We start from the raw sequence: 12449 nt of genomic DNA, 5'->3' as shown, positions 1-12449 counted from the left end.
GCACTCTCCTGCATACACGCACCGATAGCCACTTTTATTCGCCCCACAAATGTAGACCAGACGGGGGGTTAATTGGAAGCCTCCAGGGAGGACAAATCAGACTGTATGTCACGTTTTACTGTCTTACTGCTGCAAATTTATACCGATATTACTGATGCCGGCCTCACGGAGGTCAGCACGAAGCCCTTTAATGAGCTCAATATCGCGTTCTTCGCAGTCCGCCAGCAGCCGGAAAATCTCCCACTGAATGTCCCATTCTTCTTCTACCGCCGGGTTTGCTCTCAACTCCTCGTCGGTCATTTCACGACCGGCCTGAGTCATTTCCAGCATCGCCACCGAAGTGATTGAACATTTACTGACTTCGATTGCGTGCTCCAGCGTTTCACCCGAGAGACGCGAGTGAATAAGCTCACTCAACGCCACGCACGCGTCAATCGCCGGATAGACACCGTAAATATCATAGTCGTCAGCCGCAGGAATTGCCTCTTCAAGTTTCTCTAACTGACTATCAAAGTTCACTTTGGCGTCTTTCACCGTTTGGGTTTCCCAAACCAGGTCGAGGATCTTGCGATAAAGCTGGGCATCACCAAAGCCGGTTTGCTGACAAAACATGGCGTAGTTCGGGTACATACGCTCGCATAAAGAGGCCATAAAGGTGACGTGCTGCCAGCTTTCCAGCTTCTCCAGGCGTAAATGAATTGGGTTCTGTAACATGACGGTGTCTCAAAGACGGAAAATTAGCGGCAGTTTACCTGAATCACCTGCCAATTGCTTGCAGGCGCTTAAAAGCCGGGCGCCCGGAGGCAACGGCATCTGCCCAGCGGGTCGGCTCAGGCAGACGATAACCAGCCATGCAGCGCTCAACCCACGTTAACGCACCGTCGAGGCTTACGCGGTGCCCGGTAGAAACAAACAGGGGATTGCAGCGTTTTTTACTGCGCCAGACCCAGGCCAACTGCTCGCCTTTATCCATCAACGGCGCCAGAGCGCCCGGCTCATCGCCCAGCGGTTCAAACTTCCCACACAGCCGCTTTTTCGCTACGCCGATAGTTGGCACGTCCACCAGCAGTCCAAAATGGCTGGCTACGCCTAAACGACGGGGATGCGAGATGCCGTGCCCGTCCACAAATACCAAATCTGGTTTTTGTGACAGCATGCCCCACGCCTCAAGCAGCGCAGGATATTCGCGGAAGGATAAAAAGCCGGGGATATAAGGCATGGTGGTGGCGATCCTCGCCACCTGGTACTCGACCAGCTCGAGAGACGGGTAACTCAACAAAACGATAGCCGCGCGGGTGACATCCCCACCCTGTTCAAAGCCGACATCGGCTCCGGCGATCAAACGCGGTGGATCCTGCTCAAAGCGATCCTCGCGGATCACCTTTGCGGCCAGATCTAACTGCTGCTCTCGTAATGTCGCAAGATCCATCTCTCTTTCCTCCGTTAAGAACGGTGGTACTGCGCTGACAAGCGGTGAACAGCTTCCACAAAGACGCCAGCATGCTCCGGCGGAACATCCTGATGAATACCGTGGCCCAGGTTAAAGACGTGCCCTTCTCCCTGGCCGAAACCGGCAAGAATAGTGGCAACTTCTTCTTCGATACGTGCAGGCTGAGCGTAAAGCATGGAAGGGTCCATATTGCCCTGCAGTGCAACCTTGTGACCTACGCGACGGCGAGCGTCAGCGATGTCCGTTGTCCAGTCCAGGCCCAGCGCGTCGCAGCCGGTTTCCGCCATGGCTTCAAGCCACTGCCCGCCGCCTTTGGTAAACAACGTCACCGGCACACGACGGCCATCGTTTTCACGTAGCAAACCATCGACAATTTTGTGCATGTAATAGAGCGAGAACTCTTTGTAATCACGCCCGCTCAGCACACCGCCCCAGGTGTCAAAGATCATTACCGACTGCGCGCCCGCACGAATTTGCGCGTTCAGGTAGAGCGTCACGCTCTGTGCCAGCTTATCCAGCAGCAAATGCAGCGCCTTCGGCTCGGCAAACATCATTTTCTTAATCACGGTAAAGGCTTTGCTGCTGCCGCCTTCCACCATATAGGTGGCCAGCGTCCACGGGCTGCCGGAGAAGCCAATCAGCGGCACTTCGCCTTTCAGCTCACGGCGAATGGTCCGCACCGCGTTCATCACGTAAGCCAGTTCGCCTTCCGGATCGGGAATCGGCAGTTTTTGAACATCGGCCAGGCTTTTAATTGGGGAGCTAAAGCGAGGACCTTCGCCGGCTTCAAAGTACAGCCCAAGCCCCATTGCGTCCGGAATGGTCAGAATGTCCGAGAAGAGGATCGCCGCGTCCAGCGCATAGCGGCGCAGCGGCTGCAGGGTGACTTCGCAGGCCAGCTCGGCGTTCTTGCACAGCGACATAAAATCGCCTGCCTGAGCGCGCGTTGCCTTATATTCCGGCAAATAGCGCCCGGCCTGGCGCATCATCCACACAGGAGTGATATCTACCGGCAAGCGCTGCAGGGCGCGCAGGTAACGATCGTTCTTCAGTTCAGTCATTTTTACCTTTCCTTTAGCTGTATCGCCGCAGTCTATCATTCATAGTCCGCGCGACACAGGGCGACGGTATCTTCAATTAAGCGACGCGCCACGGTGCCCGGCGGCGGCAATAGCGGCAGTTGGTCATAGCGATACCAGCCGGCATCCAGCAGCTCTTTGGGGTCTATTTTGATTTCGCCGCTATGGTAATCCGCCATAAATGCGGTCATCAGCGACTGCGGGAAAGGCCAGGGCTGGGAAGTCACGTAGCGCAGGTTTTTCACCTGGATGCTGCTCTCTTCCATGACTTCGCGAGCCACAGCCTGCTCCAGTGTTTCACCCACCTCGACAAATCCTGCCAGCACGGTGTAAACGCCGTTGCGGTGGCGCGTATGCTGAGCCAGCAGGATATGATCGTCCTTACGGATAGCAACGATAATGCAGGGGGCGATTTGCGGGTAGTAGCGCTCGCGGCAGTGCCCGCAGAGCATCGCCCATTCGCTTTTGCTGAAGTGCATTTCATGGCCGCAGTAGCCGCAATACTTATGCGAGCGGTAAAACTCAGCCAGTTGAACGCCTCGCCCAGCCAGCTGGAACAGGCCCACATCTCGATCCAGGAGCTGGCGCAGCGAGCCCATGTCAGAGCGGCGGTTTTCACGAATCAGCCAGACGGGTTCGCCTTCCCACTCACCGATATCCAGGGCGCGGGTGCCTACGAGCTGAAATTCTTCCGCGCTGCCGTGAGGTAAGTCACCCTGTGGCAACCATATTTTTTGCTCATGGCTGACTATCCACCAACCATGATCTAAGTTTTGAATAACACGTTCCATAACCTGGTGCACATCCCCGTGTTCACTGATATAAACAATTAGTTTTTACTTTTTTGGGTTAGTTTGCGTTCAATCTTTTAACTCACGGAGTCTCAATCATGCTGAACCAGTTAGCCAATCTGACTGAGCGCGTTGGTGGTAGTAATGAGTTAGTCGACCAGTGGCTTCAGGCCCGTAAACACCTGTTGGTTGCCTATTACAACATGGTCGGGATCAAGCCTAACAAGGAATCACACACCGCGCTCGACGAAAAAGCGTTAGACAATTTTTGCCACGGCCTGGTGGATTACCTCTCGTCCGGTCATTTTAGTATTTACGAGCGCATAATCAGCAACCTGGAAGGCAGCAGCCCGCTGCTAAGTGCAGCCCAGCTCTACCCTCAACTGGAAGCTAATACCCAGCAAATCATGGACCTCTACGACTCCCATCTGGAAAACGCCATCGGCCGCGACAGCTGGGTCGAGTTTCAGCAGGCGCTGTCGGAGATTGGCGAGTGCCTTGAGGCTCGCTTCACCCTTGAGGATAAGCTAGTCCTCCTGGCTATTGATAACAACCTTGACGGCAGCGCCAGCGATGCTGCCGGGCTGGCAAGTCCAGCTTGAGTTGTTAGCTATTAACGAGTAATTTACAACTTTCCCACCGCAAGGTGGGATCATTCTTGTCGGAGTGCCGAGTGCGTTATGCACCGGCTGAGACCGTTAATTCGGGATCCGCGGAACCTGATCAGGTTAGAACCTGCGAAGGGAACAAGAGTAATTCTGTCTTTGGGTGCACCCGTTCTCGGGCGGCCCATATCCATTACTCCTTCCGTTGTCCTGACAAGCCATATCCTGATTAAACCTGGAATGAGCTATGTCTGCATCTGAAAAAAAACCAGGCCGCCGCGAACAGCGAGCTGCCGCCCAACACTTTATCAATACGCTTGAAGGCACCGCCTTCCCCAACTCTCAGCGCATCTATCTGACCGGGTCACGCGAAGATATCCGCGTCCCAATGCGCGAAATCCAGCTCAGCCCGACGCTCACCGGCGGGAGCAAAGATGCCCCGCAATATCAGCCGAACGGCGCGGTTCCCGTCTACGATACTTCCGGCCCCTATGGCGATCCCGACATCACCATAAACGTGTTAAACGGGCTATATCCCCTGCGCAGCGCCTGGATTGCCGACCGGCGTGACAGCGAAACGCTGAATGACCGCAGCTCCGCTTACACAAAAGCACGCCTTGCCGACGACGGCCTGGACGAATTGCGCTTTGAAACACTGTCGAAACCTCGCCGGGCAATAGCCGGACAATGCGTCACTCAGTTGCATTACGCCCGCAAAGGCCTTGTCACCCCAGAGATGGAATTCATCGCCATTCGCGAAAATATGGGGCGCGAGCGTATTCGTGATGCCGTTCTGCGCCACCAGCATCCCGGCGAAGGGTTTGGGGCCCGCCTGCCGGAAAACATCACGCCGGAGTTTGTCCGTGATGAAGTCGCCGCCGGGCGAGCGATTATTCCCGCCAATATCAACCACCCTGAATCAGAGCCGATGATTATCGGCCGCAATTTCCTGGTGAAGATCAATGCCAATATCGGTAACTCGGCGGTCACTTCCTCCATTGAAGAAGAAGTAGAGAAGCTGGTGTGGGCCACTCGCTGGGGGGCAGACACGGTGATGGACCTCTCAACCGGCCGCTACATTCACGAAACGCGGGAGTGGATCCTGCGCAACAGCCCGGTGCCCATCGGCACGGTGCCAATCTACCAGGCGCTGGAGAAGGCGAACGGTATCGCCGAAGACCTGAGCTGGGAGATGTTCCGCGACACGCTGCTGGAGCAGGCAGAGCAAGGCGTGGATTACTTCACCATTCACGCGGGCGTGCTGCTTCGCTATGTCCCGATGACCGCGAAGCGCCTGACCGGCATCGTGTCGCGCGGCGGTTCGATTATGGCGAAGTGGTGCCTGTCCCATCATCAGGAAAATTTCCTGTATCAACACTTCCGTGAAATCTGCGAAATCTGCGCCGCCTATGACGTATCGCTTTCCCTGGGCGATGGCTTACGCCCGGGCTCCATTCAGGATGCCAACGACGAAGCACAGTTTGCCGAGCTGCATACGCTGGGCGAGCTGACCAAAATCGCCTGGGAATACGACGTCCAGGTGATGATTGAGGGCCCGGGGCATGTACCGATGCAGATGATTCGCCGCAACATGACCGAAGAGCTGGAGCATTGCCACGAAGCACCTTTCTACACCCTCGGCCCGCTAACGACCGATATCGCACCGGGCTATGACCACTTCACCTCCGGCATTGGCGCCGCCATGATCGGCTGGTTTGGCTGCGCCATGCTCTGCTACGTGACGCCGAAGGAGCATCTCGGCCTGCCGAACAAAGAGGACGTTAAGCAGGGGCTGATTACCTACAAGATTGCCGCCCACGCCGCTGACCTGGCAAAAGGTCATCCTGGCGCACAAATCCGCGATAACGCGATGTCCAAAGCACGCTTTGAATTCCGCTGGGTGGACCAGTTCAACCTGGCGCTCGATCCCTTCACCGCTCGCGCTTACCACGATGAAACCCTGCCGCAGGAATCCGGCAAAGTCGCGCATTTCTGCTCTATGTGCGGCCCAAAGTTTTGCTCCATGAAAATCACGCAGGAAGTGCGGGACTACGCCGCCAAACAGGCGATAAACGCTGGCATGGAAGATATGTCTCAGCACTTCCGTGCCCGGGGCGGTGAAATTTATCTCAGACAGGAGGAAGCATAATGTCCAAACTCAATTTTCCAGCAACTTCACGTAGGCTTGGCCTTTATCCGGTCGTCGACAGCGTGGAATGGATCGAACGTCTCCTTGAGGCGGGCGTCAAGACCATCCAGCTCCGTATTAAAGACAAGCGCGATGAAGACGTTGAAGCTGACGTCATCGCAGCCATTGCGCTGGGCGAACGCTATAACGCCCGCCTGTTCATTAACGACTATTGGCGACTGGCCATCAAACACGGTGCCTACGGCGTACATCTCGGCCAGGAAGATATGGATGTCGCCAACCTGGCGGCAATAAGTGAAGCCGGGCTTCGGCTGGGGCTTTCAACCCACGACAACATGGAAATGGATCGTGCCTTAAGCGCGAACCCGTCCTACATCGCGCTGGGCCATGTCTTTCCCACCCAAACCAAGCAAATGCCTTCCTCCCCGCAGGGGCTGAACAAGCTGGCGGAACACATTCAAACTCTGGGCGACTATTCCACCGTTGCCATCGGCGGGATACGTATCGATCGCGTACCAGCCGTCTTAGCCACCGGCGTGGGCAGCGTGGCCGTCGTCAGCGCCATTACGCAGGCTCCCGACTGGCGAGCGGCAACCAGGCAATTACTTGAACTGGCAGGAACCGGCGATGAATGACGCGGATTTTATGCGCTATAGCCGCCAGCTGTTGCTGGAAGACGTGGCGATTGAAGGGCAGGAAAAACTGCTGTCCAGTACGGCGCTGATCGTCGGCCTGGGCGGCTTAGGTTCACCTGCCGCGCTGTATCTCGCCGCCGCTGGCGTAGGCAAGCTTATCGTTGCGGACGATGACAAGGTACATATCAGCAACCTCCAGCGACAGATTTTGTTCACTTCTGAAGATATCGATCGCCCTAAATCTACCGTCGCCCACCAGCATCTGCAGCGCCTGAACCCAGGCGTAAAAATTGTTCCGCTGGCGGAAAGGCTGGCGGGTACCTCGCTGACCAAAGTCGTGCGCGAGGCCGATGTGGTGCTGGACTGCAGCGACAATATGGCAACTCGCCAGGCAGTCAACGCCGCTTGCGTGGCCGGGAATACGCCGCTTATCACCGCCAGCGCCGTCGGTTTTGGCGGCCAGATGATGGTACTGACCCCGCCCTGGGAACATGGCTGTTACCGCTGCGTCTGGCCTGACGAGAGTGAACCTGAACGCAACTGCCGCACCTCCGGCGTCATCGGCCCGGTCGTGGGCGTGATGGGCACCCTTCAGGCGCTGGAGGCTATCAAATTACTTACCGGCATGATGCCTGCAACCGGCTCTCTGCGCCTGTTTGACGCCCGACAACACAGCTGGCGCACGCTGGCGATGCAAAAATCAGCCACCTGCCCGGTCTGCGGAGGTCACGATGCGTATTCAGTTTAACGATGAGCCTCTGGAGTGTACTGCCGGCATAACGCTTGCCGCCCTGCTGGCTCAGCTTGAGCAGGGCAAAGCTGGCGCGGCGCTGGCCGTTAACCAAACCATCATCCCGCGCGAACAGTGGAGCAATTATCTGCTGCGCGAGGGCGACACTATTCTGCTGTTTCAGGCGATTGCCGGGGGCTGACATGTTACAGATTGCCGATAAAACCTTTTCCTCTCGCCTGTTCACCGGCACCGGGAAATTCTCTTCCAGCCAGGTGATGATCGACGCGATTCGCGCTTCTGGCTCACAGCTTGTCACCATGGCCATGAAACGCGTGGATTTACGTGGTCATCGTGATGACATTCTTCAGCCACTGCAGCAGGCGGGAGTGCATCTGCTGCCAAATACTTCCGGGGCGAAAACGGCAGAAGAAGCGATTTTTGCGGCACAGCTTGCCCGCGAAGCGCTGGGAACAAACTGGGTGAAGCTGGAGATCCATCCCGACGCTCGCTATTTATTGCCGGATCCCATTGAAACGTTGAAAGCCGCTGAAGCCCTGGTGAAGCAGGGATTCGTGGTGCTGCCCTACTGCGGCGCCGATCCGGTGCTGTGCAAACGCCTGGAAGAAGCCGGCTGCGCGGCCGTGATGCCGCTCGGCGCGCCCATCGGCTCAAATCAAGGTTTGCAAACCCGCGCGCTGCTGGAAATCATCATTGAGCAATCCCGCGTACCGGTGGTAGTAGATGCCGGGATCGGCGCGCCAAGTCATGCGGCCGAAGCGTTGGAAATGGGTGCCTCTGCCGTGCTGGTGAATACCGCAATAGCCGTCGCCCGTGACCCGGTGCAAATGGCTCAGGCGTTTCGTCTGGCCGTGGAAGCCGGAAGCCTTGCGGCACAGGCCGGGTTAGGCTCTCGCCACCAGCAGGCTCAGGCCTCCAGCCCGCTGACCAGTTTCCTGCAGTTTAGCGAGGAGAATGCCTGATGGCAGAAACCTTTACCGACCGCTGGCGGCAGCTGGACTGGGACGATATCACTCTGAGCATTAACGCTAAGACGGCGGCAGATGTCGAACGCGCGATTAACACACCTCGCCTGACGCGAGAAGACTTGATGGCTTTGCTTTCCCCTGCCGCCAGCCGCTACCTCGAGCCTCTTGCCCAGCGGGCGCAGCAGCTTACTCGTCAGCGCTTCGGCAACACTGTCAGTTTTTACGTACCGCTCTATCTCTCTAACCTGTGCGCCAACGACTGCACCTATTGCGGTTTTTCCATGAGTAATAAGCTGAAACGCAAAACGCTGGATGAAGCGGAGATTGAGCGTGAATGCGAGGAAATCCGGGCGCTGGGGTTCGAACACCTTTTGCTGGTGACCGGCGAACACCAGACCAAAGTCGGCATGGATTATTTCCGCCAGCATCTGCCGGCTATCCGCAGCCGCTTTAGTTCGCTGCACATGGAAGTCCAGCCGCTGGACGAGCATGAGTATGCCGAACTCAAAACCCTTGGGCTTGATGGTGTGATGGTGTACCAGGAAACCTATCACCCTGCGACCTACGCCCAGCATCATCTGAAAGGCAACAAACAGGACTTTTTCTGGCGGCTGGAAACGCCCGAAAGGCTTGGGCGCGCGGGCATAGATAAGATTGGGCTGGGCGCGCTGATTGGGCTGTCGGACAGCTGGCGCACCGATTGTTTTATGGTGGCTGAACATCTACTCTGGCTACAACAGCGCTACTGGCAAAGCCGCTATTCCATCTCCTTCCCACGCCTGCGCCCGTGCACTGGCGGCGTAGAACCAGCCTCAATCATGACTGAACAACAGCTGGTACAGGTGATTTGTGCGTTCCGCCTGCTTGCGCCGGACGTGGAACTGTCGCTTTCTACCCGAGAATCACCGTGGTTCCGCGACCACGTGATCCCGCTGGCGATTAATAACGTCAGCGCGTTTTCTAAAACTCAGCCGGGCGGCTATGCCGATAACCACCCCGAACTGGAACAGTTTGCGCCGCACGATGGCAGAACGCCGCAGGAGGTTGCCGCCGTGCTTCGCGAGTCAGGTTTACAGCCGGTCTGGAAGGACTGGGATAGCTATCTGGGAAGGAACGCGCAATCCTGATGTAACACACAGCAAGGGGAAGGATAAGTTTCGGTGTTTACCGAAAGAACGGCAATCTGTCGTTGTCGCTTCTCTGCCGTCCAAATACTGTCCTCTGGTCAGTTCAGATATCTGACCGGAGCGGCAGCAAACGCTTCCTCATGCCGTTCCGCCTTCACAACTGCCGTCTTGATTCTTCGAGAAAAAGCAAAAATGTAACCGGTTTCAGTTTTCTGTGGTTTCTTTTGTGATACCTGACACACAATCGGGTTAAAGCGGTTGTTGCCGCCCCCTGTGCCGGATAAATATCTCTGTATCCTTCGGACATTGAGAGCGAACTATGAAAAATATCGTGTTGTGTTGTGCTGCCGGTATGTCGACCAGCATCCTGGTGCAACGTATGGTTGACGCCGCACAAAAGAAAGGCATCGAGGTCTCAATCAAGGCTGTGCCTGTTGCAGAGTTTAAAGAGAATATCGAACGCGCCGACATCGTTCTGCTCGGTCCGCAGGTGAAATACGAGCAGGCCAAACTTCAGGCCCTTGCCGATCCTCTGGGTAAAAAAGTCGTCGTTATCGACATGATGGATTACGGCCTGATGAAAGGCGACGTGGTGCTTGATAAAGCCCTGAAAATGATGGAGTAAGATGTGGAAGATTTAGAATCAATTATTATGGAACTGCTGGTCAACGCCGGCAGCGCACGTAGCCAGGCCCTGACTGCTTTGCAGCTGGCACGCAAAGGTGATTTTGACGGTGCCGAGAAGGCAATGGAAGAGTCACACGAATTCGTTAAACACGCCCATAAAATCCAGACCCAGCTGATTGGCCTGGATGAAGGCTCCGGCAAGCTGCCGGTCAACCTGATTACCGTACACTCTCAGGATCACCTGATGAACGCGATGGTTATTCAGGATCTGGCGACCGATATGATTGAGCTTTACCGCCGCCTGCCGTTGGTGAAATAGTCGCTTTTAATGACAGGCGCCTCCGGGGCGCCTGTTGTCTGTTATAAAAAACCGTATAACCCGGCAAGTATCCAGCCAAAAACACACGAAATACTCACGCCGATTAATCCAGGCAGAATAAAACTATGGTTTATTACAAAACGACCGATGTGCGTGGTGCCTGACCGATCAAATTGAATAGCCGCGAGGTCACTTGGGTAAGTTGGCAGAATATAGTAGCCGTAACACGCCGGAGCAGAGGCAATGATATACGCAGGGTCGACACCGATCGCCAGAGCAACGGGGACTATCGCCGCCAGCGCCGCAGCCTGAGAATTGACAAACTTAGAAACCAGCAGCAGAACGATAGCATATGCCCACGGGAACTCTTTCACCATCTCCCCTAGTACGCTTTTAATCTCCGACATATGTGCACCAAACATGGTCTCCGCCATCCATGCGATACCATAGACCGCCACAATCGCAATCATCCCGGAGCGAAAAACCTCATTCCTGGAAATGGCGGCGGGATTCGTTTTAGTGATGATGATAATCAGCGCGCCCGAAAGCAGCATGAACATCTGAATAACCAACACCATCGAAAGTGGCTTACCCTCAAACATCGGTCGAAGCTCTGAAAAAGCGCCTAATAAGGCTACAACTGCAATCGATGCGAGGAAAATCCACATTGCAATCCAGTTAGCCATTGGCAATTTTTTATCCAGCAGAGTCGCCGTGTCGCCATAAACATAATGGTGATTTTCCGGAATAGAGATAAAAGCCTGGAATGTCTCGTCTTTATCTAAATCCTTACCGCGAAACCAGCTGAAAATACCGATGGCCATAATACCCAATAGCGTTGACGGAATAGTAATGGCAAGGAGATCGAGGAATTCCAGGTGATTACCGTTGAAGGTCACATTGCCGAGCATGGCGACCAGCGACACTACCGCGACGGAAACCGGGCTGGCAATAATCCCCATTTGGGCACCGATAGAACTTGCCGCCATAGGTCGCTCAGGGCGGATATTATTCTTGATGGCAACATCATAAATAATTGGCAGGATTGTGTAGACTACGTGCCCCGTACCACAGAGTATCGTCAGAATACAGGTAACAAAGGGAGCGACGATAGAGACATATTTGGGGTTGCGCCTCAGCAATTTTTCGGCAATCTGCAGCATGACGTCTAACCCACCAGAAGCCTGCAGCGTGGAAGAGGCCGCAACTACTGCAATAATAACCAGCATCACATCAATGGGCGGTTTCCCGGGTTTAAGATGAAAAACAAAGACCAGAATGACCAGGCCAATTCCCCCTAGCAGCCCAAGTGCAATACCTCCTTTTTTTGCGCCGTAGAACAGACAAATTAAAATAATAATCAGTTGTAGAGCAAATTCCATGTAACCCCCAGAAGCTATCCGTTAAATAAGATCCAAGATCCGCATATGAGACTTTATTGCCGTTCCCGCCCGTCCGCTTTTAGACAAAGCGATCCCCTCGGCGTTAATGACCCGAAATGTGACATGATTAGTTATCAATCAATTAGTTAGGTTTTTGACTATATCGATTTTGGATTGTTTATTTTTTGATACATGTGGAGTTTTTCTTCATCAATAACGACGGACAAAAAGAAAAAAGGATGTTGGAAATCGGAGGTTAATTAATTGATGAGCAATGAAGAATAAAGTGTTAATAGCATGAGTAATAAATTGAGATAAACGTCATACGCACGTGTTAACAGAGCTGAAGGCGATGACTTCCAGATAATTAAATCGCCATGGTGCAGAATAGAAGCGCTGTTTTACCGATGTCAGGCATAAAAAAACCCGCCGAAGCGCTGAGGAATCCCCAGTAATGAGCGGGTAAAAAAAGACAGGCATAGAGTTTTGTGATCTACTGATTTGTGCAACCAATTCAATGGGATCACCTCTATGCCTGCTCGCCAAGTATGTCAGAATTTCTTCCG

The 12449-nt window shown here is 54.6% G+C and carries 14 protein-coding genes and 1 riboswitch; of the genes, 9 read left to right on the top strand and 5 right to left on the bottom strand.

Annotated elements, in window-relative coordinates:
- Positions 1–123: 123 nt before the first annotated feature.
- The 4 genes from VGM55_RS00805 to nudC are packed head-to-tail and all read right to left on the bottom strand — an operon-like array spanning position 124 to position 3320.
- Positions 124–714 carry a YjaG family protein gene (locus tag VGM55_RS00805; RefSeq protein WP_061278285.1) on the bottom strand — a complete coding sequence of 197 codons (591 nt, stop codon included), beginning with the start codon at positions 712–714 and terminating at the stop codon, positions 124–126.
- A 43-nt stretch (positions 715–757) separates the two neighbouring features.
- Positions 758–1429 carry a deoxyribonuclease V gene (nfi, locus tag VGM55_RS00800; protein WP_331634281.1) on the bottom strand — a complete coding sequence of 224 codons (672 nt, stop codon included), beginning with the start codon at positions 1427–1429 and terminating at the stop codon, positions 758–760.
- 14 nt (positions 1430–1443) lie between these two features.
- Complete coding sequence (gene hemE, locus VGM55_RS00795; RefSeq protein ID WP_331634280.1) at positions 1444–2511, bottom strand: uroporphyrinogen decarboxylase; 1068 nt, start codon at positions 2509–2511, stop codon at positions 1444–1446.
- A 35-nt stretch (positions 2512–2546) separates the two neighbouring features.
- Positions 2547–3320 (bottom strand): NAD(+) diphosphatase, encoded by a 774-nt coding sequence (gene nudC, locus VGM55_RS00790; protein ID WP_039289268.1) that lies wholly within the window; start codon positions 3318–3320, stop codon positions 2547–2549.
- 98 nt (positions 3321–3418) lie between these two features.
- Here nudC and VGM55_RS00785 point away from each other — a divergent pair, with 98 nt between their 5' ends.
- The 9 genes from VGM55_RS00785 (at position 3419) to VGM55_RS00745 (ending at position 10501) form a co-directional block, all read left to right on the top strand.
- The gene (locus tag VGM55_RS00785) at positions 3419–3922 is read left to right on the top strand and encodes an Rsd/AlgQ family anti-sigma factor (RefSeq protein ID WP_061278291.1); all 504 of its coding nucleotides are present in this window, start codon (positions 3419–3421) and stop codon (positions 3920–3922) included.
- A gap of 50 nt (positions 3923–3972) precedes the next feature.
- A riboswitch (TPP riboswitch) is annotated at positions 3973–4083 on the top strand.
- An 89-nt stretch (positions 4084–4172) separates the two neighbouring features.
- Positions 4173–6074: a phosphomethylpyrimidine synthase ThiC gene (gene thiC / locus VGM55_RS00780; protein ID WP_331634279.1), complete on the top strand. Its 1902-nt coding sequence runs from the start codon at positions 4173–4175 to the stop codon at positions 6072–6074.
- Positions 6074–6709 (top strand): thiamine phosphate synthase, encoded by a 636-nt coding sequence (gene thiE / locus VGM55_RS00775; RefSeq protein WP_331634278.1) that lies wholly within the window; start codon positions 6074–6076, stop codon positions 6707–6709. The genes thiC and thiE overlap by 1 nt, the downstream gene beginning before the upstream one ends.
- Positions 6702–7457, top strand: coding sequence for a HesA/MoeB/ThiF family protein (locus VGM55_RS00770; RefSeq protein WP_331634277.1), 756 nt, complete (start codon positions 6702–6704; stop codon positions 7455–7457). Before thiE ends, VGM55_RS00770 begins: the two co-directional genes overlap by 8 nt.
- Positions 7441–7641 carry a sulfur carrier protein ThiS gene (gene thiS / locus VGM55_RS00765; protein ID WP_154189515.1) on the top strand — a complete coding sequence of 67 codons (201 nt, stop codon included), beginning with the start codon at positions 7441–7443 and terminating at the stop codon, positions 7639–7641. Before VGM55_RS00770 ends, thiS begins: the two co-directional genes overlap by 17 nt.
- Before the next feature lies 1 nt (position 7642).
- The gene (thiG, locus tag VGM55_RS00760) at positions 7643–8422 is read left to right on the top strand and encodes a thiazole synthase (protein WP_331634276.1); all 780 of its coding nucleotides are present in this window, start codon (positions 7643–7645) and stop codon (positions 8420–8422) included.
- Complete coding sequence (gene thiH / locus VGM55_RS00755; RefSeq protein ID WP_331634275.1) at positions 8422–9555, top strand: 2-iminoacetate synthase ThiH; 1134 nt, start codon at positions 8422–8424, stop codon at positions 9553–9555. Before thiG ends, thiH begins: the two co-directional genes overlap by 1 nt.
- A 319-nt stretch (positions 9556–9874) precedes the next feature.
- Positions 9875–10180 carry a PTS sugar transporter subunit IIB gene (locus VGM55_RS00750; RefSeq protein WP_038476780.1) on the top strand — a complete coding sequence of 102 codons (306 nt, stop codon included), beginning with the start codon at positions 9875–9877 and terminating at the stop codon, positions 10178–10180.
- A 3-nt stretch (positions 10181–10183) separates the two neighbouring features.
- Positions 10184–10501 carry a PTS lactose/cellobiose transporter subunit IIA gene (locus VGM55_RS00745; protein WP_061278310.1) on the top strand — a complete coding sequence of 106 codons (318 nt, stop codon included), beginning with the start codon at positions 10184–10186 and terminating at the stop codon, positions 10499–10501.
- A 41-nt stretch (positions 10502–10542) separates the two neighbouring features.
- On the opposite strand, the gene VGM55_RS00740 is transcribed toward VGM55_RS00745, so the two are convergent.
- Entirely contained in the window at positions 10543–11883 is a 1341-nt protein-coding gene (locus VGM55_RS00740; protein ID WP_154189518.1) for an anaerobic C4-dicarboxylate transporter, read from the bottom strand.
- Between the last annotated feature and the right edge of the window lie 566 nt (positions 11884–12449).

It is taken from the genome of Cedecea sp., from assembly GCF_036500665.1.
GTDB lineage: Bacteria > Pseudomonadota > Gammaproteobacteria > Enterobacterales > Enterobacteriaceae > Cedecea.
Note: the sequence above shows the minus strand (reverse complement) of the source record. Positions and strands in the feature narration are given on the sequence as shown.